This is a genomic window from Alphaproteobacteria bacterium (assembly GCA_041396705.1).
Lineage (GTDB): Bacteria > Pseudomonadota > Alphaproteobacteria > CALKHQ01 > CALKHQ01 > CALKHQ01.
Map to the genome: position 1 here is coordinate 151,110 of JAWKYB010000005.1, position 26,051 is coordinate 177,160.

The 26,051-nt window shown below is 72.4% G+C and carries 23 protein-coding genes; 12 read left to right on the top strand and 11 right to left on the bottom strand.

Going from position 1 to position 26,051, the window contains the following annotated elements:
- Positions 1 to 129: 129 nt before the first annotated feature.
- Positions 130 to 1,155, top strand: a complete 1,026-nt coding sequence (locus R3F55_08535) for an ABC transporter permease (GenBank protein ID MEZ5667463.1) — start codon at positions 130 to 132, stop codon at positions 1,153 to 1,155.
- 27 nt (positions 1,156 to 1,182) lie between these two features.
- Here the strand turns inward: R3F55_08535 and R3F55_08540 are convergent, their stop codons facing one another.
- The 4 genes from R3F55_08540 to R3F55_08555 form a co-directional block, all read right to left on the bottom strand.
- Positions 1,183 to 2,097 (bottom strand): PhzF family phenazine biosynthesis protein, encoded by a 915-nt coding sequence (locus R3F55_08540; GenBank protein ID MEZ5667464.1) that lies wholly within the window; start codon positions 2,095 to 2,097, stop codon positions 1,183 to 1,185.
- 143 nt (positions 2,098 to 2,240) lie between these two features.
- Positions 2,241 to 3,074 (bottom strand): phytanoyl-CoA dioxygenase family protein, encoded by an 834-nt coding sequence (locus tag R3F55_08545; protein ID MEZ5667465.1) that lies wholly within the window; start codon positions 3,072 to 3,074, stop codon positions 2,241 to 2,243.
- Positions 3,075 to 3,159: 85 nt separating this feature from the next.
- Positions 3,160 to 9,063, bottom strand: a complete 5,904-nt coding sequence (locus R3F55_08550; GenBank protein ID MEZ5667466.1) for a hypothetical protein — start codon at positions 9,061 to 9,063, stop codon at positions 3,160 to 3,162.
- A 176-nt stretch (positions 9,064 to 9,239) separates the two neighbouring features.
- Positions 9,240 to 10,160 (bottom strand): SMP-30/gluconolactonase/LRE family protein, encoded by a 921-nt coding sequence (locus R3F55_08555; protein ID MEZ5667467.1) that lies wholly within the window; start codon positions 10,158 to 10,160, stop codon positions 9,240 to 9,242.
- A gap of 945 nt (positions 10,161 to 11,105) precedes the next feature.
- Between R3F55_08555 and R3F55_08560 the strand changes: the two genes are divergently transcribed.
- Together R3F55_08560 and R3F55_08565 are read left to right on the top strand one after the other, a co-directional pair.
- Complete coding sequence (locus R3F55_08560) at positions 11,106 to 11,570, top strand: PAS domain-containing protein (protein MEZ5667468.1); 465 nt, start codon at positions 11,106 to 11,108, stop codon at positions 11,568 to 11,570.
- A 240-nt stretch (positions 11,571 to 11,810) separates the two neighbouring features.
- A complete protein-coding gene (locus R3F55_08565; protein ID MEZ5667469.1) occupies positions 11,811 to 12,278 on the top strand; it encodes a PAS domain-containing protein in 468 nt (155 codons plus the stop codon).
- Between the two features lie 12 nt (positions 12,279 to 12,290).
- On the opposite strand, the gene R3F55_08570 is transcribed toward R3F55_08565, so the two are convergent.
- Positions 12,291 to 13,169, bottom strand: coding sequence for an alpha/beta hydrolase (locus R3F55_08570; GenBank protein MEZ5667470.1), 879 nt, complete (start codon positions 13,167 to 13,169; stop codon positions 12,291 to 12,293).
- A gap of 151 nt (positions 13,170 to 13,320) precedes the next feature.
- Positions 13,321 to 13,938, bottom strand: coding sequence for a hypothetical protein (locus tag R3F55_08575; GenBank protein ID MEZ5667471.1), 618 nt, complete (start codon positions 13,936 to 13,938; stop codon positions 13,321 to 13,323).
- Between the two features lie 198 nt (positions 13,939 to 14,136).
- Between R3F55_08575 and sfsA the strand changes: the two genes are divergently transcribed.
- From sfsA to R3F55_08605, 6 genes are all read left to right on the top strand, one after another.
- Positions 14,137 to 14,850, top strand: a complete 714-nt coding sequence (gene sfsA / locus R3F55_08580) for a DNA/RNA nuclease SfsA (protein ID MEZ5667472.1) — start codon at positions 14,137 to 14,139, stop codon at positions 14,848 to 14,850.
- Positions 14,851 to 14,910: 60 nt separating this feature from the next.
- On the top strand, positions 14,911 to 15,735 hold the full coding sequence (map, locus tag R3F55_08585) for a type I methionyl aminopeptidase (GenBank protein MEZ5667473.1): 825 nt from the start codon (positions 14,911 to 14,913) through the stop codon (positions 15,733 to 15,735).
- Positions 15,736 to 15,914: 179 nt separating this feature from the next.
- Positions 15,915 to 16,610 (top strand): DNA repair protein RadC, encoded by a 696-nt coding sequence (gene radC, locus R3F55_08590; protein MEZ5667474.1) that lies wholly within the window; start codon positions 15,915 to 15,917, stop codon positions 16,608 to 16,610.
- Positions 16,607 to 17,524: a methylenetetrahydrofolate reductase gene (locus R3F55_08595; protein MEZ5667475.1), complete on the top strand. Its 918-nt coding sequence runs from the start codon at positions 16,607 to 16,609 to the stop codon at positions 17,522 to 17,524. Before radC ends, R3F55_08595 begins: the two co-directional genes overlap by 4 nt.
- A gap of 49 nt (positions 17,525 to 17,573) precedes the next feature.
- Positions 17,574 to 18,578: a dihydroxyacetone kinase subunit DhaK gene (dhaK, locus tag R3F55_08600; protein ID MEZ5667476.1), complete on the top strand. Its 1,005-nt coding sequence runs from the start codon at positions 17,574 to 17,576 to the stop codon at positions 18,576 to 18,578.
- Positions 18,579 to 18,587: 9 nt separating this feature from the next.
- Positions 18,588 to 18,779 (top strand): hypothetical protein, encoded by a 192-nt coding sequence (locus tag R3F55_08605; GenBank protein MEZ5667477.1) that lies wholly within the window; start codon positions 18,588 to 18,590, stop codon positions 18,777 to 18,779.
- Between the two features lie 30 nt (positions 18,780 to 18,809).
- Here R3F55_08605 and R3F55_08610 read toward each other — a convergent pair whose 3' ends face one another.
- Positions 18,810 to 19,472 (bottom strand): hypothetical protein, encoded by a 663-nt coding sequence (locus tag R3F55_08610; GenBank protein MEZ5667478.1) that lies wholly within the window; start codon positions 19,470 to 19,472, stop codon positions 18,810 to 18,812.
- Between the two features lie 333 nt (positions 19,473 to 19,805).
- On the opposite strand from R3F55_08610, the gene R3F55_08615 reads away from it, so the two are divergent.
- Entirely contained in the window at positions 19,806 to 20,696 is an 891-nt protein-coding gene (locus R3F55_08615) for a protein-methionine-sulfoxide reductase heme-binding subunit MsrQ (GenBank protein ID MEZ5667479.1), read from the top strand.
- Between the two features lie 62 nt (positions 20,697 to 20,758).
- Positions 20,759 to 21,364 (top strand): LysE family translocator, encoded by a 606-nt coding sequence (locus tag R3F55_08620; GenBank protein MEZ5667480.1) that lies wholly within the window; start codon positions 20,759 to 20,761, stop codon positions 21,362 to 21,364.
- 3 nt (positions 21,365 to 21,367) lie between these two features.
- Here R3F55_08620 and R3F55_08625 read toward each other — a convergent pair whose 3' ends face one another.
- Entirely contained in the window at positions 21,368 to 22,270 is a 903-nt protein-coding gene (locus R3F55_08625) for a DMT family transporter (protein MEZ5667481.1), read from the bottom strand.
- 99 nt (positions 22,271 to 22,369) lie between these two features.
- On the opposite strand from R3F55_08625, the gene R3F55_08630 reads away from it, so the two are divergent.
- Positions 22,370 to 23,269: a LysR substrate-binding domain-containing protein gene (locus tag R3F55_08630; protein MEZ5667482.1), complete on the top strand. Its 900-nt coding sequence runs from the start codon at positions 22,370 to 22,372 to the stop codon at positions 23,267 to 23,269.
- Here the strand turns inward: R3F55_08630 and R3F55_08635 are convergent.
- The 3 genes from R3F55_08635 to R3F55_08645 all read right to left on the bottom strand — a co-directional run bounded on the left by R3F55_08635 (position 23,266) and on the right by R3F55_08645 (position 26,050).
- The gene (locus R3F55_08635) at positions 23,266 to 24,438 is read right to left on the bottom strand and encodes an MFS transporter (GenBank protein MEZ5667483.1); all 1,173 of its coding nucleotides are present in this window, start codon (positions 24,436 to 24,438) and stop codon (positions 23,266 to 23,268) included. The two genes, R3F55_08630 and R3F55_08635, sit on opposite strands and share 4 nt — an antisense overlap.
- Before the next feature lie 6 nt (positions 24,439 to 24,444).
- A complete protein-coding gene (locus tag R3F55_08640; protein ID MEZ5667484.1) occupies positions 24,445 to 25,506 on the bottom strand; it encodes a branched-chain amino acid ABC transporter permease in 1,062 nt (353 codons plus the stop codon).
- Positions 25,507 to 25,750: 244 nt separating this feature from the next.
- A complete protein-coding gene (locus R3F55_08645; GenBank protein MEZ5667485.1) occupies positions 25,751 to 26,050 on the bottom strand; it encodes an I78 family peptidase inhibitor in 300 nt (99 codons plus the stop codon).
- Position 26,051: the final 1 nt, after the last annotated feature.

Consider the following 26,051-nt stretch of genomic DNA (forward strand, 5'->3'; position numbering starts at 1 on the left):
CGCGCCGGTCCCCGGGGCGCATGACCCGGGCAACACCGCATGCGGCCGGCGTCCACGGGCTGCCGTGCCGATCGTTGCGGCGACCGCAGCGCCGCATCGCATGGCCTTTACACCAGCGAGCCGAGCAAGATGACCGACGAGACCCAGGACGCAGACGTCGTCGTGAAGCGCCTGCCGGAAGGCCAGCGCCGGGCGGTGATGTTCCTGCTCGACAACCTGGTCTGGTTCATCCTGGCCATCATCCTGGTGCTGTTCTCGGCCACCATCGAGCACTTCTTCCAGCTCGGCATCTTCCTGAACATCCTGCAGCACTCGACGTTCGTCGGCATCCTGGCGGTCGGGCTCAGCTTCTGCATCATCGCCGGCCACATGGACCTCTCGATCGAATCGACCATGGCCTTCACCGCGATGTTCGCCACCTGGCTGGCCGCCGATCACGTCCAGGCGTCCGGCCTGCAGCTCGACGGCTGGGTGGTGCTGCTGGTGGCGATGGCGATCGGCACCGCCGTCGGGCTGATCAACGGCTTCGTCATCATCAGGCTGCGTATCAACGCGTTCATCATGACGCTGTCGATGTACATCGCGCTGCGCGGCCTGGGCCTGATGCTGACCGGCGGGCGCACGATGACCGGCGTGCCCGAAGACCTGCGTTTCATCGCCGTCACCCGGATCGGCGGCGAGATCCCGCTGTTCGTCGTCACCTTGCTGATCGTCTACGGCGTGTTCCATTTCGTGCTGTCGCGCACCCGCTTCGGCCGCCACGTCTATCTGGTCGGCGGCAACCCGACCGCGCCGTTCCGCGCCGGCATCCCGGTCACCCGGGTGCTGTACATCTGCTTCGTCATCTCCGGCGTGCTGGCCGCCATCACCGGCTGGCTGATGGTGGCGCGGTTCGACGGCGCCACCGCCAACCTGGGCATCGGCATGCTGTTCGAGGCCTTCGCCGCGGTGGTGATCGGCGGCGTCAGCCTGCAGGGCGGCGTCGGCCGCCTGCCGGGCGTGTTCGCCGGCGCGATCCTGCTGTCGTCGATCGACACCGCGATCAACATCATGGGGCTGGAGCCGCATTTCATGCAGGTGATCCGCGGCGCCCTGATGCTGCTGGCGGTGCTGCTCGACAGCCTGAAGTCGACGATCCGCAAGCGCTACCTGTAGGCGGCGCACCGCCGCCGCGCACGCCCGTCAGACGGCCCGCAGCGTCCCGCTCATCATCTCGACGGCGCCGCCGCCGATGCGGATGTCCTCGACCTTGCCGAACACCTTGCGCGCGCCGGCCAGCAGCAGGCTGGGCCGGCCCATGTCCTCGCCCTGGGCGATGCGCAACTCGACGGCGCAGTCCGAGCGCTCGTCCAGCTGGGTCAGCAGGCCGACCAACGCGGCGTTTGCGCTGCCGGTCGCCGGGTCCTCCATGATGTTGTCCAGCGGCGCGAACATCCGGCAGTGATAGTCGACGCGGCCGCCGTCGCCGGCGGTGTAGACATAGACCAGCAGGTCGGGCGTCGGCATGCCGGCGGCGAAATGGCGGAAGGCGCCGACGTCGGGCGCGGCGGCCGACAGCGCCGCCCGGTCGGTCAGCCGCGCGACCACGAACGGCAGGCCGACCGAGACGCTGACCGGACGGTGGGCGGTGCAGTCGACCTGTTCCACCGCCAGCCCGCAGCAGGCCGAGACGATCGACGGCTCGACCTCGGCGCCGATCGCCAGCGGCTGCGGTGCGGTCAGCGTGGCGCGCCGGGCCGCGCCGTTGCGGTCGCGCGCGATCGCCACCGGCACCAGCCCGGCCTCTTCCTCGAACTTGACCACGTCGCCGACCGGCCGGCCGAGGCAGTTGCCCGCCCATGCCACCACAAGCGCGGTGCCGACATTGGGATGGCCGGCGAACGGCACCTCGCGCGCCGGCGTGAAGATGCGCACCCGCGCGGTGTGGGCCGGGTCCTCCGGCGGCAGGATGAAGGTGGTCTCAGAGTAGTTGAACTCGCTGGCGATCCGCTGCATCGCGTCGGCGTCGAGCCCGCGCGCATCGGTCACCACGGCAAGCGGATTGCCGCCGAAGGCGGTCTCGGTGAACACGTCGACGGTGACATAGGGATAGGGCATGGGCGGCTCCTGGCTGAGGACGCGAGTGGCGCGGTCACTCTAAGGGCAATGGCGCGGCAGCCGAAGCGCCGCCGCGACGGGAACAATCCCGGCGGGCCGGGCCGGTTCCACCGTCCGGCCGCGCCCGCCGCCGTCGACGGCGTTCAGCCCGCGTCGAGCCAGGCGGTGCGATAGCCGTCCGCGCGCCACAGGATCGGGAAGAAGTCCTCGTCCATCTCCAGGCTGCCGCGGCGCCGGTAGCGGCTGTAGATGTAGCTGACCTCGGTCGGGTGAAACCGCGCCTCGGACGACAGGCAATGCGCGACCAGCGCGCGGCGCGGCCGGTCGCCGCGATTCGGCCCGGACCCGTGCCAGGTGGCGCCGGCATGCACCGCGCAGCCGCCGGCCGGCACCTCCACCGGCACGAAGCGCGGCGTCTCGCCGATCGCCCGCGCCGCAGCGGCGAGGTCCTCGCGGTAGTCGTCCGGCGCATGGAACTGGCGGATCGGCGGCGAGCGGCCCCAGCGGTGCGAACCCGGCACATACTCCAGGGTGCCGCCCGCGGCGGCGGTGTCGTCGAGCGCAATCCAGCAGGTCATGTAGTGGGGCGGCGTCACCCACAGGCAATAGCTGTCGTCCTGGTGAAAGCCGAGCGCCCGCGCGCCCGGCGGCTTCCACAGCACGTTGTCCTGGCCGATGCGCGCGCCGGGCCAGCCGGCCAGCCGGGCGCAGAGCTCGCCGACCGCCGCGCTCAGCACCACCGACGCCACCACCGGGTCGCTCTTCCAGCCGTTGCAGATCTGCCGGGTGCGGTCGGGCGGATCGCGGTCCTCGCGCCAGTTCCATTCGTCCGGATAGAGCCCGGTCGCGAAAACGCCGCGGAACAGCGGCTCGAAGCGCGCCGCCGCGGCCGCGACGGTATCCGGCGGCAGGAAGCGGTCGAGGATGACGAAGCCGTCGCGGTGGAAGCGGGCGATCTGGTCGGCGTCTGGTCTCACGGCATCGCGATCCCGCTGCGGCCGCCCACGGCGGTCCTTGCGCGCAGACTATCCGTCGCCCGCCGCCGTGACAAAGGCGTCCGGCTCAGTGCGGCAGCCGCCCCACCGCGCGCGCCAGCACGACATAGAGCCGGCCGACGTCGGAGCTGAGGAAGGTCGGGCTCAGCACGTCGTTGAGTCCGCTGCGCACCGACTGCGCCATCAGCGATTCGAACTGGGTCAGGTAGCGCGAGACGTGGTCGCGGAACTCGCCGTCGCGCTCGTAGCGCGACTTGACGTCGGTGAACAGCCTGCCGTCGCGGCCGGCCACCAGCTTGCGCGCGAAGATGCCCTTGTCGCCGCGATGGTAGCGCTGCCAGACGTCGTCGCCCAGGTTCGGGTTCAGCGCCTGGCCGATGTCGACCGCCGAGCTTTCCAGCCGCTCGATGATGAAGGCGCTGTCGCGCATCAGGCTGTCGCCCTCGGCCCGCTTGATCAGGTCCTGCAGTTGGCCGATCGCGGCGCGCGTGTCGCGCGCCAGCGCCGACAGCGAGTCCGCCTCGGTGCGGAAGCTGGCGATGGCCTGGCTGGTCCGCGCCACCACCTCGTCGGTGGTCCGAGCCAGGTCGCCGCGCTGCGCCGCCAACGCCTGTCCGGCCTCTGCGGTGCGCCCGGCGGTCTCGGACAGGCCCTCGCGCAGGCCGGCCAGCCGCTGCTCGGTGACGCTGGCCGCGCCCAGCAGCGCCGCCTCGACCTCGGCCTGGGTCCGCGCGATGGCTGCGACCTGCTTTTCCAGGCCCTCGGCCAGCGCAGTCAGCCGTTTCGTCGCGGTCCGCTCGGCGCCGGAAAGGCGCGCGGTCTGCGCCTCCGCCGCCGTGCCGGCCCGTTCGAGCGCGCCGGTGACCCGATCGCCGGCACGATGTGCGTCCTCGCCCGCCTTCGTCAGCCGTTCGCCGGCCGCCTCCAGCGCCTCGCGCGCCGCGACGAACACGCCGGACAGGTCGCTGGCCCGCGACGCCACCGCCGCGCCGGCCTTGTCGATGCCGTCCTGCGCCGTCTTCGCGCTGCCGCTCAGTTCCTCCTGCCGCGCGATCAGACGGCCGGTGGCAAGGTCGATCCGCTCGGCCAGCGTGTCGGTGAGGGCGCCGCCGCGCCGGGTCACCTCGACCAGCTGGCTTTCCAGCGCGGTGATGCGGCCGCGGAACTCGTCCGCCAGCATGGCCAGCGAGCGGGCGTGGTCGCGCAGCGCCACCTCGGCCTTGCCGGCCTGGTCGGCCGCACGGTCGGTCCCGCTGCCGACCATGGCGACCTGCGCCGCGACCTTGCCGGCGGCCTCCTCGAGCCGCGCCGACAGGGCCGCCGCCGCTTCGGTGGCCGCCGCGGTCTCACGCGCCAGCGCCGCGCCCGACCGGCCCAGCGCATCGGCGGCACCGTCGCCGGCGGTGCCGAGCCGGCCCGCGGCCTCGTCGACCGTCGCGGCGACCCTGTCGATGCTGTCGCGCGCCTGGTCGCCGGCCTTGCGGATCGCCGCGACCTGTTCGAGCAGCGCCTGCGCCGACCGGCCGACCGCCTCGGCTGCCGCGCCGCCGGCCGAGCCGGCCGCGCGGGCGGTGTCGTCCACCTGGGCGCGCAGCGTCGCCATCGCCCGTTCGATCTCGTGCACGGCGGCGTCGGCCACGCCGGTGGCCTGCGACCGCGCCTCGTCCAGGCCGCGGCGCAGATTCGCGCGGGCCTCGTCGATGCGGCGGGCCTCGGTCTCGTGCAGGTCGCCCAGCGCGCGCCGGGCCTCGCCGATGGTCGCCTGCGCCGCCGTCGCGGTGTCGGCGATCTGCGTGCGGGTCGCGGCGGCCAGTTCGCGCAGTTGCGTGTTCGCCTGCTGCGCCGCCTCGCGCAGCGCGGCATCGGCATCGCCGGAACGCGCCGCCAGCTCGGCCATCGCGGCCTCCAGCGCCTTGCGGTTGCGTTCGGTCAGGGCCGCCATCGCCTTTTCGATCGCCTCGACCGCGGTATCGGCGACGCCGGACGCATGGGCGCGCGCCTCGTCCAGGCTGCGGCGCAGGCGCCCGCCGGTCTCCTCGATGCGGCGGCCCTCGCTCTCGTGCAGCTGGGCCAGCGCGCGCTCGGCCTCGCCGATGGTCGCGCGGGCGGTGCCGGCGGCCGCGCCGACCCGGGACTCGGTCTCGCCGGCCATAGCGCGCAGCTGGGCGTGCGCCTGCTCGGCCGCCGTCCGCATCGCGGCCTCGGTCTGGTCGGAATGCCTGGCCAGCGCGTCGATCACGCCGTCGAGCCGGCGCCCTGAGCGCTCGGTCAGCCCGGCCATCGCCTCCTCGACGGTCTCTATCTCGCGGGCCGCACCTTCGACCGCGGCCTTCAGTTCCGCGCGCGTGCGTTCCAGGTTGCCGGCGATCGCCGTCGACGACGCGGTCGCGGACTCGTCCACGGCCGCCGTCAGCGCGGCGATCCGGCCGGTCAACCGCTCGACCACCTCGGCAAGCTGCGCTTCCATCGCCTTGCCGCCGGTCTCCACCTCGGCCAGCCCGGCGGCGGCGAGCGCGGCCGCACCCTCGCCGGCGCGGCGCATGGCCTCCGCCGCGGCGGCGGACCGGTCGCGCGTCGCCGACAGCATCCGGTCCATGTCGCTCGCCAGATTCTCGCCCGCCGTGCGCAGCGCAGCGTCGGCCTTGGCGGCCTGGGCCGTCAGCCGCTCGCCCAGCGCGCTTACCCGCCCTTCGCTCTCGGCGATCAGCGCAGCGACCGCCCGATCGGTTTCGGCCGCCTGGGCGGACAGCTTCGCCGCCAGCGCCGCGGTCCGCCGTTCGGTCCGGTCGGCCAGTTCGTCGACGGCCCTGTCGGCCTCGCCGGCCTGCGCCAGCAGCCGGTCGGACAGCTGCGCCATCTTGCGCGTCGCCTCGGCGCCGATGTCGTCGACTGCCTTGTCGGCGCCGGCCACATGCGCCGTCAGCCTGGCGGACAGCGTCGCCGACCGTTGCTCCGAACGGCCGGCCAGCTCGTCGACGGCCCGATCCGTGTCGGCCATGTGCGCGGCCAGATCCTTGGCCAGCGCGGTCACCCGCTGTTCGCTGCGCCCGGTCAGCGCGTCGACGGCCTTGTCGGCGGTTTCCAGCGCGGTGGTCATCTTCAGTGCGGCCGCACCGACCTTCAGGGAGGCCTCGTTGGCGGACTCGGCCACCGCGCGTCCGGCCTGGCCGGTGGTGTCGCTCAGCGCCGCCGCCATCGCCTCGACCCGGCCGGCAATCACGTCGATGGTGGCCGACAGCCGCCGCTCGGTCTCGGCGACATGGGCGTGCAGCGCCTCGCCCTGCGCGGCGGTGGCGGTTTCCGCGCGCCGGGCCAGCGCCGCCAGCGTCGCATCGATGGCGCCGACATGGTCGCCGAGCGCCGAGGCGTGCCGCGCCATGTCGCCGCCCGCCACGCCGGCGATCCGGTTCAGGCTGTCGCCGGCATCGGCGATGTCGCGGCGCAGGCCTTCGATCATCGTGCCGATGCGGGCCGCGGTCGCCTCGGCGGACGCGTCCAGCGCCTCCTGCGACCGGCCGAGCGCTTCCGCCCGGGCGGCGAGAGCGTCGGCGCGCGCATCCAGTGCCCGGCCGCTGTCCCCCAGCTTGCGTTCCGCCTCGCTCGCGGCCGCTGCCAGCGCCCTGCCCTGCTCGTCGACCTTCGCCGCGGCGAGGTCGAGGGCGTCGCCGGCGCGCTGCGCCTGGCCGGCGAGCGCGCGCGCGCTCTCGTCGATCGCCGCGTCCGCTTCGGCCAGCCGCTGGCCGGCATCGGCCGCGACGCCGGCAAGCGATTCAGCGCTGTCCTTCAGCTTGCGATCGGCAGCGCCGGCCGTATCGAGGATCACCTGCGTCGCCGCCTGCCAGCCCTCGCTGGTCGCCTTGGCGCTGCGCTCGCCCTCGTGCATCAGCGCGGCCAGCCCCTTGGCCTGCTGGTCGAGCGCCTCGCAGCCGGCATTGAGCTGGGCGATCAGTGCGCCGGTGCGGCTGTCGAACAGCTCCGCCGCGGCGCGGACCGAGGCTTCGGTCTGCTTCAGCGCGGCTTCTGCGGTCTCGGCCGTGCGGGTCAGCGCCTCCACCTCGGCGCGGCCCGCCGTGCCGGCGGCGACCAGCGCCTTCTCGACCGTGCCCAGCGCCGTCGCCCCGCTTGCGGCGCCGTCGTCCACGGCAGAGCGCGCCGCGGCCAGGTCCTGCACGCCACGGGCGGTGCCGTCGTGCAGCCGTCCCTCCGCCTCGCCGAACGCCGTCGTCGCGGCTTCCATCCGCGCAAGAGTGGCCGCCGCCTGCTCGGCCAGGCTGGCGGTGCGCTGGCCGATGGTCTCGCCGGCGGCGACCGCAGCCTTCTGCAATGCGTCGGCCGCCGTGTCGAACGCGGCGGTCTGGCCGTCGATGGCGCCGCGGCCCTCGGCAACCGTCGCGCCGACGCGCGCCACGCTGGCAGACAGCCCGTCGGCCGCCGCTGCTAGCGTCGCCTGCGTCTGTTCCGCCTGGTCGCGGGCAACCGCCGCGGTGTTCTCCAGGGCGGCGCGCTGCTCGCCGAGCGCAGCCGCCATGTCGCCGGTCCACCCGCTGACCGCAGCGCGGCAGCGCTCCATCGCGGCAGCGTGTTCGGCCAGCGTCGCGCCGGCGCGCTCGATATCGCCGACGACGACCGCCGATTTGGCGCCGACCGCGTCGATGTCGTCGGCCAGCCGCTCCGACAGCCGGCGCACCCGCTGCTCCGCCCGTCCGGTCGCCTCGCCGAGCGCGACGGTCTGCACCTGCATCGCCTGGCCCGCCGAGCGCAGCGCGCCGACGCTGCTGTCCGAATCGCGCGCGGTGGCCGCGGCGATCGCCGCATAGCCGTCCGCGGCCGCCTGCAGCGCGGCCCGCTTCTCCTCGGCGGCGGTGGTCAGCGCCTCGAACCGCGCCAGCGCCGACTTGCCGGCCGTGCTCATGTAGCGGCCGCTCTTGCGCAGCATCGGGGCGATCGCCTTGGCCTGGGCCAGGATGCCGTCGGTCTCGGCGCGCACCATCTCGGTCTCGCGCGTCAGCAGGCCGCTGATCCGGTCGGCGCCGCCGCGCGCGTCGGCCATCGCCCGGTTCAGCGTGTCGATGTGCTCGTCCAACGTCGACGCGATCATCCCGGCCTGGTCGGCGGCCCGCTCGGCCACCGCGCGCATCGCATCGGCGCGGGCGTCGAGCTCTGAGCAGACCGAGGCGGTGCCGGCCATCGCATCCTGCACCAGGTTGTTCAGCCCCTCCGACTGGTCGTTGACCAAGCTCTGCACCGTGCGGACGTTGTCGGCGGCGATCATGCTGACCTGGCGCATCTCGTCGGCCTGGCGCTGCAGCGACTGCAGCACGGCGCGGGTGCGCATCTCGATGTCGTTGGCCAGCCCCTGGATCGTCGACTGCTGCGACTGGAACCGCGTCGCCGCCTTTTCCGCCAGCTCCAGCGCGCGTTCGCTGACCGCCCGGAACTCGTCGGTCTGCAGGCGCAGCGTGCGCGCCATCGCCTCGACCTCGGCACTGACCTCCGCGGTCGGGTGCTCGAGCTCGGCGAGGTGGCGCGTGATCAGGTCGGTCTGGAACTGCAGCCGGCGGCCGCGGGCGAGATAGACCACCACCAGCCACGCGGTCAGCGGCACCAGCAGGATGGCGGAGCCGATGCCGGCCAGCTCATACGGTTCCAGCAGGAACAGGTTGCCGAAACCGATGTTGCGGTCGATGTAGATGACCCAGGCGATCAGCCAGATCGTGGTGAAGGCCATGCAGGCGGTGGCGAACCAGAAGCCGCCGTCGAGGACGCCGAGACGCAGCCGTGGCAGCGTTGGCCCGGACGGCACGTCGCCGCCGCTGAGCCGCAAGGCGCGCTTGGCCAGCCAGCCGTCGCGGTTGGCGTCGTAGGCGACACGGATCTGCGGGCCGGAGGCGTCGTCCTGGACTGTTTGCGACGGTCGCGCCGACTGGGCGGAGTGGGAGAGTTCCGACGGTTGCGACGCCTGATCGGCCATGGGCCATCTGCTCCAAAGGGCGCGAATGCCAGCGCAGGCCCCCGTATTCGATGAAACCACCGAATTCCGTGCGTTGGCTCGCGGTTATTCCTCAGCGCGTCAGCGTAGCGGGACAGGCGTTTGATTCAAATAGAAAAATGAAGCGGGCCGAAAATGTTTAATGAGTCGGCCGCCGATCAGCAAGGTTGGATGCCGGCAACGCCAAGTTCTACTCTATATAGGGAAGTAGTAGCAGCAACATACAATATGTTGCCATCGGGTCCGCCAAAGACCACATTGGCCACCGCCCTTTCCGGGATGCGGATGGCGCCGATCTTCTTGGCTTCCGGCTCGGGCGTGTAGACATGGACCCCGTCGCCGGCGCTGGTCCAGACATTGCCCTCGACATCGATACGGAAGCCGTCGAACAGGCCGCTGTCGCACACCGCGAAGCGCCGGCCGTTCTCGACGCCGCGGCCGTCGGCGGTGACGTCGAACGCCCAGATGTCGCGCCGGCCGGCCGGGTTGTGCGACGCCTCGGTGTCGGCGACGTAGAGGATGCGCTCGTCGGGGGAGAAGGCCAGGCCGTTGGGCTTGGCGAAGTGGTCGCTGATCACCGACAGGCTGCCGTCCGCCGGGTCGAAGCGGAACACGTAGCAGGCGCCGTATTCCATCTCGCCGGCGAAACCTTCCCAGTCGGACAGGATTCCGTAGGACGGATCGGTGAACCAGACGCTGCCGTCGGACTTGACCACGACGTCGTTGGGCGAGTTCAGGCGCCGGCCCTCGAACCGGTCGACCAGCACCTCGTAGGTGCCGTCCTTCGATGTGCGGCTGACCCGCCTGCCGCCGTGCTCGCACGACACCAGCCGGCCCTGGCGATCGAGGGTGTGGCCGTTGGTGAAGTTCGACGGCTCGCGGAACACGCTGCCGCCGTCGGCGGACGACCAGCGCAGCATGCGGTTGTTGGGGATGTCGCTCCACAGCACGTAGTCGCCGTTGCGGAAATAGACCGGCCCCTCCGCCCAGATCGAGCCGGTGAACACGCGTTCCACCCACGCGTCCTTCAGCAACAGGTCGGCGAAGCGGTCGTCGATGATCACGAAGTCCGGCGACAACGATCAGGTCCCCCCGTTCGGCCGCGCCATGCCGCCAGGGATCTGGCGCCCCGGCTCCGCATAGCCCAGCGGCGCCTCTTGCATGGGCGCCATATGCTCGATCCGGCTGGCGTGATGGCACGCCAGCCGGCATGAACCCGATTCATAGACGAGGCAAGCTGTCGGTGGCCCTGCAAGGGCACGGCGCCGACCAGTTCGCGGCACAGCACGGCGAAGCTGGGGCCGAAGACCATCCGCAGCGCGTCCTGCATCTCGATCCGCGGCAGGCCGGGCCGATCCGGCCGCCATCGCGCCAGGCGGTCAGCATCGGCGCTGCAGCCCAGCGGCTCCCGGCCAGGGGCATTGGGCAGGCCCGGCACTCCTGCCACAGCGCCCGCGCACGACAAGGCCACAGTCGTGCGGCGCCGCCAATGCGGCGCGGGCAGGCCTGCCGCCGCAAGGCGCAGCCCGATGTGCGGTGGATTACTCCGGCATGCTCGGGCGCTGCGCCGGCAGCGCCAGCTACCCAGTGCCCGGTACGGCACGCGGCGTTGCGCTACGCCGAGACGGTCGAACGCCGACTGGGCACTCTCGCCGCGACGGGCCGGCGTGTCGATCGGATTGCGGTCCCAGGTCCGCCGCAGGTCGGCAACCAGGGCACAGCCAGAACAAATGATTGTACGACATCGTGCAAATTCCCTTTAGTCTTGCGCCGTGCGCGATCGCTCTGGTGGTCGCGGACCGCCGAAGGCGTTCAATCGATCTCGTTCAGATCCCGGTATTGGCCGGGGCGAAAGGCGGGCGGGATCGGGGCGCGAATGGGGCCGCTGTGACCGTACGCACTGCGAAGGAGGAAGCGGTATCGTGACGTGCGCAGCAGCGGCGCGGCGGGACAGCTGTTCGTGGCACCGGCCACACGAGCGCGGCACCGGCGCTCCCGGCACGCACTGCATCGTTCGAACCAGAATGAACAATCCGGTCAAGAACACCCGATGCATCCGATCAACGTCGCCGCCGAGCTACTGGCAGGGCAAGCGGGCTGGCCGCGCCATGCCCTCGCGCTGCGACCTCGACCCCTGCGAGATCCCGAAGCTGCTGCCGAACCTGATCCTGTTCGACGTGCGCTGGAACCCGCTGGACTTCCGCTACCGGCTGGTCGGCACCCACCTGGACTATCACATGAGCGAACCGCGCACCGGCCAGTGGGTCAGCGCCATCGCGCACCAGTCGCGGGGCAGCGTCTTCTGGAACGCGCTGGAGACGGTCGCCCTCAGCCGCGAGCCGATGTCGAGCAGCATCCCCTATGTCGGCCCGCACCGCGACTACAAGCGGGCCGAGGACATCATCATGCCGCTTTCGGACGACGACGCGACGGTGAACATGCTGTTCGTCGCGGTCGCCTTCCTGAAGAAGGAAGACGAACGTCCCTGACCGCCACGCGGCGGCCGCAATGTGATCATTGCCACAGCCGGCCGACGTAGAACCGGGCATCATGAATCGTCGGCGAGCAACAACCCGCCGCCCCGCCCAGGCAGGATGCCTCAGCACCCCTCCAGGCCCGCAGGGCGCGCGCCGACTTCGAAACGAGGATGCATGTCGGATCCGGTCGCGGTGCAGGGCTCGCTCACGCAGCCGATGCATGTGTGTCAGGACCCATCAGCAGGTGTCGCAATGAGCAACATGACAACGATCCGCGCCACCCATCCCACCAACGCGACCGCGCTGCGCTATTGGGAAACCAAGCGGGGCGGCCGCGCCATGCCGGCCCGCGCCGACCTCGATCCCTGCGAGATCCCCGAGCTGCTGCCGCATGTCGTGCTGATCGATGTGGCCCACGACCCGGTCGACTTCCGCTATCGGCTGATCGGCACCAATGTCGACCACCACCTGTGGGAACCGCGCACCGGCCAGTGGCTGAGCCAGGTGCCGGGCCAGGGCAGGGACAGCGCGTTCTGGCAGGCGCTCGCCGACGTGGCGGCCAGCGGCCTGCCCGCCTCCGGCCGCATCGCCTATGTCGGCCCGCACCGCGACTACGATTCGGCGGAAGACCTGATCATGCCGCTGTCCAGCGACGGCGACCGTGTCGACATGCTGTTCGTCACCATCGCCTACGAGAAGAAGGGCAGCTGGGCCTGCTGAGCCGGCCCGCGCTCAGCCATCCCCGAAAAAGGCGGCCAGCGCCGCCGTCACCAGCTCCGGCCGTTCCTCCGGCAGATAGTGCCCGCCGGGCAGCGCGCGGCCGCTGACCCGGTCGGCCCGTTCGCGCCAGGCGGCGAGCGGGTCGAAGCAGCGGCCGATGATCCCGTCGTCGCCCCACAGCACGTGGACCGGGCAGGCCAGCCGGCGGCCGGCGGCGACGTCGGCGCGGTCGTGCGCGAGGTCGATGCCGGCGGCGGCGCGATAGTCGTCGCAGCTGGCCCGGATCGCCGCCGGATCGCGAAAGCAGCGCAGATACTCCGCCAGCGCCTCCGGCGCGAACGGGGCGCCGGGCCGGTCGGCGCCGCACTTCGCCCGCCAATAGGCCTCGGGGTCGGCGCCGATCATCCGCTCCGGCTCCGGCGGCGGCAGGATCAGGAAGAACCAGTGCCAGTAGGCCCGGGCGAACGCCTCGGTGGTGCGCTCGTACATGTGCAGCGTCGGCGCGATGTCGATAATGCACAGCCGCGAAACCCGTTGCGGGTGGTCGGCGGCCCGCCGGTGGCCGACGCGCCCGCCGCGATCGTGCCCGGCCAGCCCGAAGCGGTCGAAGCCGAGCGCCTGCATCGCCGCCACCTGGTCCGCCGCCATCGCCCGCTTGCTGTAGTTCGCATAGGCCTCGCCGGACGGCGGCTTGCCGCTGTCGCCATAGCCGCGCAGGTCGGCGCACACCACGGTGAAGCGCTCGGCCAGCTTCGGCGCGACCGCGTGCCAGATGGCCAGGGTCTGCGGATAGCCGTGCAGCAGCAGCAGCGGCGGGCCGCTGCCGCCGACGACCAGGTTGATCTCCGCCCCCGGCGCCGCGATGCGCCGCCGTGCGAACCCGTCGAACATCGCTGTGCTCCCTCGCGGCCCGTCCGGATCGACCGCCGCTCGGCGACTGGTCGACCCATTCTAGCAGGCGGAAGCGGCGGGGCGGCGCAGAAACGGAAAGCGCCGCCGGCGGACCCGGCGGCGCTTCCGCAGCGCAACCTGACAGCGGGCGTCAGTCGATGCGGTAGGACAGGCCGATCTCGGTCTCGACGGTGTCCTCGTCGACGAAGCTCAGCCAGGTCTGGTAGGTCGGTTCGATCTGCAGCGGCTGCGGGCCATAGGGCGTGTCGATCACCCGCGGCGCATAGTCGTAGACCTCGGTCATCAGCGTGCCGTCGATCAGCGCCCAGTAGCCGACCTCGTACATCTCCAGCACCGGCGTGACCGCATAGCTCTCATAGGTGCCGTCCTCGTAGAACGCGGTCTGGATGCTGGCCGGCACGCCCTCGATGGCGCCTTCCCAGGCCCAGGTGCCGATCAGCAGCACCGCATCGTCGTCGGCCGCGGTGAACCGGTCGCCCTGGTCCGGCAGGGTCTCGTCGAGATCCTCGATGTCGGTGCCGTTCGGGAAGGTCGGCGCGTCGGCGGCGACGCCGGGCTGCGCCTCGTCCTCGTCGGCGAAGCTGTAGGCCTCGTTGAACGGCTCGCGCTGCTGGCCGAAGGCGCTGGCGATCTCGGCCGCGTCGCGGTCGCGCTGCAGCTCGTCCGCGGCGGCCGGGCGGGCGGCGGCGGCGATCGCGGCGACGGCGATCCAGGCGGCGTAGGTAGCGATCTTGGACATGCTGGGCATTGGACGGCCTCCCCTGTCTGTCTGCCGATGCACCCCAGATGGCAAGGCACTGTGGCAGGACGGGGCGCATCCGGGGCGGAATCGTGGCGGCGGGTGACTGGCGTCACGCCCGCTTGCCTGGGCGGTTGACCGAAGCGGCTGCCGGCCGGCTAGATGGCCGGATGCAGTCCCGCCCCGCCCAGCCGCGCGCCTAGGCCGTTGCGCTTCGACACCGCCCTGGTGCCGGCGCGCCTGCTGCGCCGCTACAAGCGCTTCCTGGCCGACGTCGCCCTCGCCGACGGCCGCGAGACCACAGTGCATTGCCCGAACCCGGGTGCGATGCTGGGCCTGGCGCGTCCGGGCGGCGAAATCTGGCTGGCGCCGGCGCCGAGCCCGAAGCGCAAGCTGCCCTATGGCTGGGAGCTGGAGCGGGTCGGCGGCGGCCTGGTCGGCATCAACACCAACCGGCCGAATGCGCTGGTCGCCGAGGCGATCGCCGCCGGGGTCATCGCCCCGCTTGCCGGCTACGACAGCATCCGGCGCGAGGTGCCCTATGGCGTCGGCTCGCGCATCGACCTGCTGCTGGAGGCCGACGGCCGGCCGCCCTGCTATGTGGAGGTGAAGAACGTCCACCTGCGCCGCGACGATGCCGCGGCGGACGGGCTGGCGGAGTTTCCGGACTGCGTTACCGCCCGTGGGGCCAAGCACCTGGGCGAGCTGGCGGCGATGGTGGCGGCCGGCGCCCGCGCGGTCATGGTCTATTGCGTGCAGCGCGAGGACTGCGACCGCTTCGCGCTGGCCGGCGACATCGATCCGGCCTATGCGACCGCGTTCGCCCGCGCCCGCGCCGCCGGGGTCGAGGCGCTGGCCTATCGCTGCACCGTCACCACCGAAGAGATACGGGTGGCATCCGCCGTGCCCGTTATCATATAAGCGGGACAGCGATGACCGGTCGCTGCGGGACCAGGTGATGCGATGATGTGGGACATGGGAATGGGACGGCAGTCAGCAGCGCGGCGCCGCGAAACGGGTCCGGTCGGGATCAAGATCCACGGCCCGGAAGAATTCGCCGCCATGCGCCGCGCCGGCCGGCTCGCGGCGGAGACGCTGGACTATGTCACGCCGTTCGTGGCCGCGGGCGTGACCACCGAGCGGCTCGATCAACTGTGCCACGACTATATCGTCGACCACGGCGCGATCCCGGCGCCGTTGAATTACCGCGGCTTTCCGAAGTCGATCTGCACCTCGGTCAACCACGTGGTCTGCCACGGCATCCCCGGCGACAAGGTGCTGCGCGACGGCGACGTGGTGAACATCGACGTGACCGTGATCCTGGACGGCTGGCATGGCGACACCAGCCGCATGTTCCCGGTCGGCGACGGCGTCAGCGTGAAGGCGCAGCGGCTGGTCGACGTGACCTACGAGGCGATGATGCGCGGCATCGCGGCGGTGCGGCCCGGCGCCCGGCTGGGCGACATCGGCCATGCGATCCAGAGCTTCGCGGAGGCGGCCCGCTTCTCCGTGGTCGAGGATTTCTGCGGCCACGGGCTCGGCCGCATCTTTCACGACGCGCCCAGCGTGCTGCACTACGGCGTGCCGGGCACCGGGGTGGAACTGCGCGAGGGCATGTTCTTCACCGTCGAGCCGATGATCAACGCCGGCCGCAAGGAGGTGAAGATCCTCGGCGACGGCTGGACCGCGGTCACCCGCGACCGCTCGCTGTCGGCGCAGTTCGAGCATTCGGTCGGCGTCACCGCCGACGGCTGCGAGATCTTCACAACCTCGCCGGCCGGGCTGCACAAGCCACCCTACAGCTGAGCGTGGGGCCGCGGGCCGCTCCACTCTGGCCGTCATTGCGAGGAGCGAAGCGACGTGGCAAGCCAGGGCATCCGCACCGACGCCGGTGAGGCGGCCCCGAACGTCCACGCTGCCTGGCGGCGGCCCGCAATGACGAGGCAGGGCGGGATGCGCGCGCCCGAGGCAATCCAAGTCCGCCCGTGACCCAGGCTGCCGATCAGGACAAGCCGCACTTCCACGGCCATCGCGAGCGCGCCAAGGAACGGCTGCGCAGCGGCGATGCCGAGAAGCTGTCCGACTACGACCTGATGGAACTGGTCCTGTTCCTGGCGATCCCGCGCCGCGATGTGAAGCCGCTGGCCAAGCAGCTGGTCGACCGGTTCGGCTTCGGCGGCACCTTCGCCGCCGCGGACGCCGAGCTGAAGCGCTTCGGCGGCGTCAGCGACGGCGTGGTTGCGGCGCTGCGCACCATGCGCGCGGCGGCTATCCGCCTGGGCCGGCACGAGCTGAAGGACCGCGACGTGCTGAACGCCTGGCACAAGGTGGTGGACTACTGCCGACGGGCCATGGCGGACGAACCGACCGAGCAGTTCCGCCTGCTGTTCCTGGACCGCAAGAATCGCCTGATCGCCGACGAGGTGCAGCAGCGCGGCACGATCGACCACACGCCGGTCTATCCGCGCGAGGTGATCAAGCGGGCGCTCGAGCTGGGCGCCAGCGCCCTCATCCTGGTCCACAACCACCCGTCGGGCGACCCGACGCCGAGCCAGGCCGACATCGCCATGACCCGCGACATCCAGAAGGCGGCGCAGGCGATGGGCGTGGCGGTGCACGACCACCTGATCGTCGGTCGCGACGGCCACGTCAGCCTGCGCGGCGAAGGACACATGACATGACCGGCGCGCCGACCGCGACCGGCAACGCCCTGGCCGACGCCTTCGCTGCCGGCCGCTTCGCGGTGACGGTCGAGGTGGCGCCGCCCGCCTCGGCCGACCCCGAACATCTGATTGAGCGGGTGCGGCCGCTGGTCGGGCGGGTCGACGCGATCAACCTGACCGACGGCGCCGGCGCCCGTGCCGCGATGGCCAGCCTCGCCGCCGCGGCGCTGGTGCGCGGCGCCGGCGCCGAGCCGGTGATGCAGATGACCTGCCGCGACCGCAACCGCATCGCCATCCAGTCCGACATCCTCGGCGCCGCCGCGCTCGGCATCCGCAACATCCTGGTGCTGCATGGCGACGACCCCGCCACCGGCGACCAGCCCGACGCCAGGCCGGTGTGGGACTACGACAGCCGCGCGGTGATGACGGCGGTGCGCGGCATGCGCGACGACGGCACGCTGCCGTCGGGCCGGGCGCTGGCGGCCGCGCCGGCGATGCTGATCGGCTGCGCCGACACGCCGACCGACCCGCCGCCGGGCTGGCACCCCGGCGGCCTCGCCGCCAAGGCCGACGCCGGCGCCGACTTCGTGCAGACCCAGTTCTGCTTCGAGCTGGCCGCCGCCCGCCGCTACATGGCGGCGCTGGTCGACGCCGGGCTGACCGAGCGGCTGAAGGTCGTGCTCGGTGTCGGGCCGATCGCCTCGGCCCGCTCGGCGCGCTGGATGAACGACAACCTGTTCGGCGTCTCGGTGCCGGACGCCTGGATCGACCGGCTCGACCGGTCCGACGACCCGTCCGGCGAGGGGGTGGCGATGTGCGCCGAGCTGATCGCCGGGCTCAGCGAGATCGACGGCGTCGCCGGCGTGCATATCATGGCCCCGGTCGGCGGCACCGCCGCGGTGATGCGGGTACTGGACCGGCTCGACGCCTGATCGGTAATCTCGCCGTCGCCGACAACGAAAGCGCCGGGGGAGGGCCGCCATGAAGAAGCTGATCAACGCCGTCGACGACATCCTGACCGAGAGCCTGAACGGCTTCGCCGCCGCCCATGCCGGCATCGTCCGCGTCGCCCACGACCCGACCTATGTCTGCCGCGCCGACGCACCGGTGCAGGGCAAGGTCGCGCTGATCTCCGGCGGCGGCAGCGGGCACGAGCCGCTGCACGGCGGACTGGTCGGCAAGGGCATGCTCGACGCCGCCTGCCCCGGCCAGGTGTTCACCTCGCCGACCCCCGACCAGATGGTCGCCGCCGCCGAGGCGGTGAACGGCGGCGCCGGCATCCTGTTCGTCGTCAAGAACTACGAAGGCGACGTGATGAACTTCGACATGGCGGCGGAAATGGTGGCGGACGCCACCGGCGCCCAGGTCGCCACCGTGCTGACCAACGACGACGTCGCCGTCGAGGACAGCACCTACACCACCGGCCGGCGCGGGGTCGCCGGCACGCTGGTGGTGGAGAAGGTGGTCGGGGCGGCGGCGGAAGCCGGCGCCGACCTCGCCGCCTGCAAGGCGCTCGGCGACAGGACCAACAAGCGCACCGGCTCGATGGGCGTGGCGCTGACCAGTTGCACCGTGCCGGCGGCCGGCACGCCGACCTTCCAGATCGGCGAGGACGAGATGGAGATGGGCGTCGGCATCCACGGCGAGCCGGGCCGTCGTCGCGTCAGGCTGGCCAGCGCCGACGCGATCGCGGAGGAAATGGTCGGCGCCATCCTGGCGGACCTGAAGCCGGCGACCGGCGACCGGGCGCTGCTGCTGGTCAACGGGTTCGGCGGCAGCGCGGCGATGGAGCTGTACCTGATGTTCGATGCCGCCCGCCGGGTGCTGGACAAGGCCGGCGTCGGCATCGGCCGCGCGCTGGTCGGCAACTACGTCACGTCGCTGGAAATGGCCGGCTGCTCGATCACGCTGACCCTGCTCGACGACGAGATCGCGCGCTTCTGGGACGCGCCGGTGCACACCGCCGGCCTGCGCTGGGGCTGCTGAGGCCGCGCGATGCGCGTCCTGGCCCTCTGTCTGACTCTCGCCGCGACCGGCTGCGGCGGCAGCGACGGCATCTCGGTCGTTGCCGGCGCGCTGGAGAACACGGCGCGGGCGGCCTGTCGCGCCGCCGGCAACTGCACCGACACATGCGCCAATGGCGCGCGAGTTGAAAGCTCGCGCGCCATCTGCGTGCCGGACCGATAGGCTCCGGCCCGGCAAATCGGTTCCCGCGGATCAGTTGATCCAGAAGTGGTAGGGGAACACCGGGACGCCGTTCTCGGTCTCGACGCCCTCGTCGCGCGCCGCCTGGCCGGCCCGCTCATAGGCGGTGGTGCTGGCCGCGTCGTATTCCGCGCGCGTGACCTGACCGTCCTGGTCGGTGTCCATCATGTCGAAGCGCCCGCCCAGCCCGCGGTTCGAGGTTTCGTCCGGCGAGCCGGTCCACTCCTCGCGCGAAATCTTGCCGTCTTCGTTGGAATCGAACAGGCGGAAGTGGGCGGCCGCGCGCGCCGCGACCTGGTCGGCCGGCATGTCGGCCGCACCGGACTGCTCGTACGACGTGGAGATCGACATCCGGTATTCGTCGACGCTGACGATGCCGTCGCCGTCGGCATCGGCGGCCATGAACTCGTCGTCGTTGCCCGGCTCGCCGGCCTGGCCGCCGGCGGTGACGCAGCCCAGATACTCGTCGCGCGAGACCATGCCGTCGCCATCGGCGTCATAGCCCGAATAGACGCCGGCGGTGGCAGCGGCATGCTCGTCGGCGCTGACATAGCCGTTGTTGTCGGTGTCGGCGGCGATCCAGCCGTCGGCGCAGAAGCCCGCGGAGTCGGACTGGGCGAAGGCCGGCGCGGCCAGCAACAGGGAAAGGGCGGTAGTGCCCAACAGGCGTTTCATGTCGTGCTCCTTTCGGCAACGATTTGACTTGACGGACTCCGGTCCGTGAAGTGTTCGACTTCGCACGCGATGACAAAGTCGTCGCCGCAGAACGGACAATTGCAGCGATGGTTCCGACCGTCCCGACATTAATTTCGGACGCATAACCTATGTTAGAATTTTCATTAAGGTTCTCCTGATCTTACATTTACTAATCGCACTGCCGCCGCTCCTGCCCGAAGCCTGGACGCGATCGTGAACCGCGGTGATCCGGATTGGCCTGCCGCCGCGCCTGCGCTACGCGTAGTCTGCGGGCCCACCAGCCGCGGAAAGGGCACGCCGATCGCCGCGCCTTTGCAGAGCCTGAGCCGACACCTGCCGTGGAACGACCGCCGCGGCGGCTTCGACCCGTTGCGCCTGGCCGCCTTTGCGCTGGTCGCCGCACCGGGTGTCCGCATCGGCTGGGGGCTGGCGAGCGAGGCGGTGGCCGCCGACCCGGTCGAGGCCGCGCTGCACCGGGCCGGCGACTGGGCGGTCTACCTGCTGGTCGCCACGCTGGCGGTCACTCCGTTGCGGCGGCTGCTGGCCTGGCCGCCCCTGGCCACCGTCCGCCGGATGCTCGGCGTCGCCGCCTTCTGCTATGCCGCCGCCCATCTGGCGCTCTATCTGATCGACCAGGGCGGCGACATCGCGCTCGCCGCCGGCGAGATCGTCGGCCGCTTCTACCTGACCGTCGGCTTCGTCGCGCTGCTCGGCCTCGGCGTCCTCGCGGCCACATCGTTCGACGCCGCGATCCGCCGGCTGCGCCGCAACTGGAAGCGATTGCATGCCGCCGTCTACCCGCTGGCCGCCCTGACCCTGGTCCATTTCTTCCTGCAATCGCGCGCCGACGTCGGCGAGCCGGTGCTGTGCGCCGGCCTGTTCGCGGGCCTGATGCTGCACCGGCTGCCGGTCCTGCGGCGGCTGCCGGGCGGGAGCGAGGCCGCGATCGTCGTCGTCGCCGTGCTGGCGGCACTGGCGACCGCGGCCATCGAATACGCCTGGTACGCCACCATGACCGGCCTGCCGGCCGACCGCGTGCTGCTGGCGAACCTGGACCTGCGGTTCCGGATCGGCCCGATGTGGACGGTGCTGGCGGCGATGGCGGCGCCGCTGCCGCTGCGCCTGCTCCTCAACGGCCTGCGGGCCCGGCGGCGGCGCCTGGCCGAGCCCGCGATCGGCGCGGCGCGACGAAATAGGGCCTGACAGGCCCGCGGCTGCGCGGCAATCTGCGCCGTCCCCGGCTGCATCACGGCAGGTTCGCCGCCTTGACCCTGTATCTCGCCTTCGTCGCCGCCGTCGCCGTGCTCGTCGCCATTCCCGGCCCCAACGTGGCGCTGATCGTGGCGAACAGCGTGGCCTATGGCGCGCGCTTCGGCCTGGTCACCGTCGCCGGCACGACCCTGGGCGTGGCGGTGCAGCTGGCACTGGCGGTGTCGGGCATGGCCGCGCTGATGGGGGCCATGGCCGATCTGCTCGGCTGGCTGCGCTGGCTCGGCGTCGCCTATCTGGTCGGGCTGGGGCTGTGGACCTGGAGCCGGACCGCCGGCGACCTCGCGGCGGTGCAGGCCCAGCCGCGGCGCCCTGCGGCCATCTTCTGGCAGGGCACGGCGCTGGCCGTGGTCAACCCGAAGACCCTGCTGTTCTACGGCGCCTTCCTGCCCCAGTTCGTGCGCCCCGACGCCGAACCGGCGACGGAGCTGGCCATTCTCGGCGCGCTGTTCCTGGCCGTGGTCGGCATCGGCGACGGCCTGTGGGCGCTCGCCGCCGGCTGGGCCCGCCATGCGCTGCGGCGCTATGGCGCGCTGCGCAACCGCATCACCGGCGCGGTGCTGGTCGGCGCCGGCGTGGCACTGGCCCTGGCCCGGCGCTGAGCCCTACCACAGCAGCACCAGCAGGATGCCGCCGACCACCAGCGCGATGCCGGCCAGCTCGGCCGCGCTGGAGCGCTCGCGGAAGATCAGGGTCGACGCGGCGAAGGTGAACACCAGCTCGACCTGGCCGACGGCGCGCACCAAAGCCGCATTCTGCATCGCCATCGCGGTGAACCAGCCGGCCGATCCGAGCATCGAGGTCAGGCCGACGACGATGGTCCAGCGCCAGTGCCGGAACACCGCGGCCAGCTGGCCGCGATCGCGCAGCAGCAGCCACAGCGTCATCGCCGCGGTCTGGAACACCAGCACGCAGGCCAGCGTGGTCGCGGCGCGGATCACGCTGTCGCCGCCGTCGAGCGCCAGCGCCGCGGCGCGGTAGCAGACCGCCGAGACGCCGAACAGCCCGCCGGACGCCAGCCCGATCAGCGCCGCCTTCTCGGCCCAGCCGGTCAGCAGCGTGCGCGCGCTCAGCCGCGACCTGGCGGCGGAGATGGTCAGCACGCCGGCGAGGCTGACCAGGATGCCGAGGACGGCGCCGAGGCTCAGCGCCTCGCCCAGCACCACCGCCGCCACCAGCGCGGTCTGGATCGTCTCCGTCTTCGAATAGGCGGTGCCGACCGCGAAGTTGCGGTACTGGAACGCGCTCAGCAGGCAGAAGGTGGCGAGGATCTGCGCCAGGCCGCCGAGTGCCGCGTAGAGCGCGAACGCCGCGTCCGGCGTCGGCACCGGCTGGCCGGTCTGCGCCGCCACGACCCACAGATAGACCGCCACGAACGGCACGCCCATCACGAAGCGGGCATAGGTCGCGCCCAGCGTGGTCAGCCGCCCGGTCAGGTGCTTCTGCAGCGCGGTGCGCAGGTTCTGCATGAACGCCGCGGCGACGGTGATCGGAATCCAGGGGTCCACGATGGCTCTTGCGCCCGCTCTTATGCCTTGCTCGCCAGAACAACCTGATCCACGCTCTTTTTGCAAATCAGTTCGGCTGAAGTGACATAAGGATTTCTTATGAGCGGGGCGCCGCTGCCGTCCCATCGCAGCCTGCAGGTGTTCGAGGCGGTGGTCCGCAACCGCAGCGTCGGCCGGGCGGCCGCCGAGCTCGGCATCACCCAGCCGGCGGCGAGCCAGCAGCTGCGCCAGCTGGAGCGCCTGGTCGGCCGTGCGCTGGTGCGCCGCACGGCAGCCGGCATCGCCGTCGACGAGACCGCCGAGCTCTATGCCGCGCGCATCCGCGAGGCGCTGGACGCGCTGGCGCGCGCCACCGCGGCGGTGGCGGCGCGACCGGGCCGCGGCGGCGCCACGCTGACCGTCAGCCTGCTCGCCACGCTGGCACAGCGTTGGCTGATCCCGCGGCTGGCCGGCTTCCAGGAGGCGCATCCCGAGATCGAGGCGCGGCTGCTGACCACCTCGCGGCCCGAGGACGTGGTGCGCGAGGATGTCGACCTGTCGATCCGCTGCGGCCGCGGCCGCTGGCGCGGCATGCGCGCCGACTTCCTGATGGCGAACGGCATCGGGCTGGCGGCGAGCCCGGCGCTGGTGGCGGAACGGCCGGTCCGCTCGCCGGCCGATCTGGCCGGCCACGCCCTGATCCGCATCGATGCCGCGCCGCGCGACCGCGACTGGGCCGCCTGGCTGGATGCCGCCGGCGTCGCCGGCCTGCAGCCGCGCCGCTGGCTGACGTTCTCCACCTCGGCCCAGGCGGTGGAGGCGGCGATCGCCGGGCTGGGCATCGCCATCAGCCACCAGCCTTTCGTCGCCGACGCCATCGCCGCGTCGCGGTTGGTCCGGCCGCTGCCGCTGACCGTGCCCGACCCCGACGGCGACTTCTACCTGGTCGCGGCGCGCGACGACGACAGCCGCAAGGTCCGCGCCTTCCGCCGCTGGCTGCTGGCCGAGGTCGGCGGCTAGCTGCGGTCGCCGTCGGGCAGCGGCGTCAGCGCCACCACCAGCAGCAACGCGCCGACCACGCCGATCGCCGCCTGCAGCGAGAACAGTTCCGCCAGGCCGCCGACCAGCGGCGGGCCGATCAGGAAGCCGCAATAGGCGAGACCAACCACCAGCGCGAGGCTGCTGCCGGCGCCCGGACCGCCGGAGCCGCTGCGTGCGGCGGCGGCGCAGACCAGCGGCACGCAGTTGGCCGCGCCGATCCCGACCAGGATCGCCCCGGCGATGCCGGTGACCAGGCCGGGCGCCAGTGCCATCACGGCGCAGCCGGCGATCGCGACCAGCGCGCTGAGCCGCAGCAGCAGGCCGGCACCAAGCCGGGCATTGATGCGGTCGCCGGCCAGCCGCACCGCCGCCATCGCCGCGCTGAACCCGGCGAACGCCCAGCCCGCCCGGTCGGCCGGCGCCTGCGCCACGTCGCGCAGATAGACCGCGCTCCAGTCGACCATCGCGCCCTCCGCCATCATCGCGATACCGCCGAGCAGGCCGAGCACCAGCGCGGAGCGCGACACGCGCAGGCGCGAACGCGGCCGGCCGCCGCCGCGGTCGACCGACGCCGGCAGCAGGAACCGGACCGCGACCAGGGCGCCGGCCAGCCCGGCCAGCGACAGGCCGAGCGCGTGCTGCCAGGGCGCCATGCCGAGCCGCAGCATCGCCGCGGCCAGCCCGGCGCCGGCCAGCGCGCCCAGGCTGAAGAAGCCGTGCATCGCCGACATGCTGGGCCGGCCGCGGCGCGCCTCGACGATCGCGCCCTGGGCGTTCATCGCCACGTCCAGCGCGCCGGCGGCGGCCCCGAAGGCGACCAGGCCCAGCGCCAGCAGCAGCGGCGAAGGCGCGTTCACCGGCACGTTGACCAGCGCGCAATAGGCGACCGCCGACACCAGCAGCGGCGGCCGGCTGCCGAACCGGTCGATCAGCCAGCCGATCGCCTGCATCGCCAGCAGCGCGCCGCCGGCCATGCACAGCAGCACCCAGCCGAGCAGCGCGTCGCTCATGCCGAGCCGCAGCTTGATCGCGGCGATATGCGGCGCCCAGCCGGCGATCAGCGAGCCGTGGATGAAGAAGATCGCGGTCACGGCAAGCCGCGCCGCACGCAGCGACGGTTCCGCCGGCCGCCCCAGGGTCGACGCCACCGCCATTCAGTCGCCCCGCCCGCGCGGCAGTCCGGCCAGCCCCTGCGGCCGCCAGATCAGCATCGCCACCAGCGCGACGAACACCACGATGTCCTTGTAGGCCGGGCTGAGCCAGGCGACGCTCGCCGTCTCCAGCGCGGCGATCAGCAGGCCGCCGGCCGCCGCCCCGCCGATCGAGCCGATGCCGCCGACGATGGCCGCGGTCAGCGCCTTCAGGCCGATCATGGCGCCGGCGTAGAAGCTGACCCCGCCGTAGATCAGGGCGGTGAAGGCGCCGGCGATGCCGGCCGCGCAGCCGCCGACCGCCATCACGAACAGGGTGACCGCCGGCACGCGCACGCCGACCAGCGCCGCCATCGCGATGTCGTCGACGCAGGCGCGATAGGCGCGGCCGAACCGGCTGCGCATCAGCAGGCCGACGCCGCCGAAGAACGTCAGGGTGACGCCGAGCACGACCAGGGTCGCGCCGCCGACCGACACGTCGAAGCCGCCGGCCTCGAACAGCGGCAGGCGGCCGGGAAACGGCGGCTGCAGCCAGATCTCGCGCGCGCCCTGCACCAGCCGCACGAATTCCTGCAGCGCGATGGCCAGTCCGATCGACGCGATCAGCGCGGCCTGGTTGCTGCGGGCCCGCAGCAGGCCGCCGAGCACGCGGCCGGCGGCGAGGCTGTATGCGACCGCGGCGGCGATGGCGCCGGCCAGCACCGCGATCAGCAGCAGGTTGCCGCCGACACCGGCCGCCGAAAGCGCGCCGCCGGCCACGATGGCACCGAACGCGCCGGTCATCATCACCTGGCCGAAGGCGAGCACCATCTTGCCGAGCACCGCGTAGATCATGGTGAAGCCGATGGCGACCAGCGCATAGACCGCACCGTTGGCCAGCGCGTTGACCGCCTGTTGCACGCCATAGGCCAGGTGCCGGCCGAGGCTGCGTTCGACCGTCTCGCCGCGGCCGGCGGTCAGCGGCGCGAGCCCGAGCCAGCGGCGCAGCATGTGCAGCCGCACGCCGGTCAGCTCTGCGCCCGACGGCGTCACCACGGCAACCAGCAGCAGCCGGTCGCGCGCCATGCCGGTCGCCGCGAATCGGCACGCAATGCGCGCCGACCGCCCGTCGAGGCGATAGTCGATCACCACGCGCGCGGGGTCGTCAGGGTTAAAGCCGGGCGGCTCGACCGCGGCGTCGGCGGCCCGCTCCTCGAAGGCGAAGATCAGCCCGCGGCACAGCGCCGCCTGCTCCGGATCGCGGCGGTCGCAGCCGGCGAGCGGCAGCAGCCCGATGCCGACCGCGACCAGCAGGGCGGTCCGGGCCGCCCTAGCCCAGCGTGACGGCGACGATGCGATCGTCGGGCCCGAGCTCGACGTTCACCCGGTCCGGGCTGAAGTCCAGGGTGACGACATCGCCGGTGTGATAGACGCGCAGCGTCTTGCCGACCATCACGTTGGCATTCAGCGCCTCGCCGCTGGGCAGCGGGCCGGGATCCTGCGCCTGGGCCGACGGCCGGGCGCCGACGCAGGCGCCGACGACGGAGGCGGCCACGGCCGACACGCCGATGCCCGCCATGCCGCGCAGCGCCGCCCGCCGTCCCGGCCGTTCGCTGTGTCCGCTGTCCATT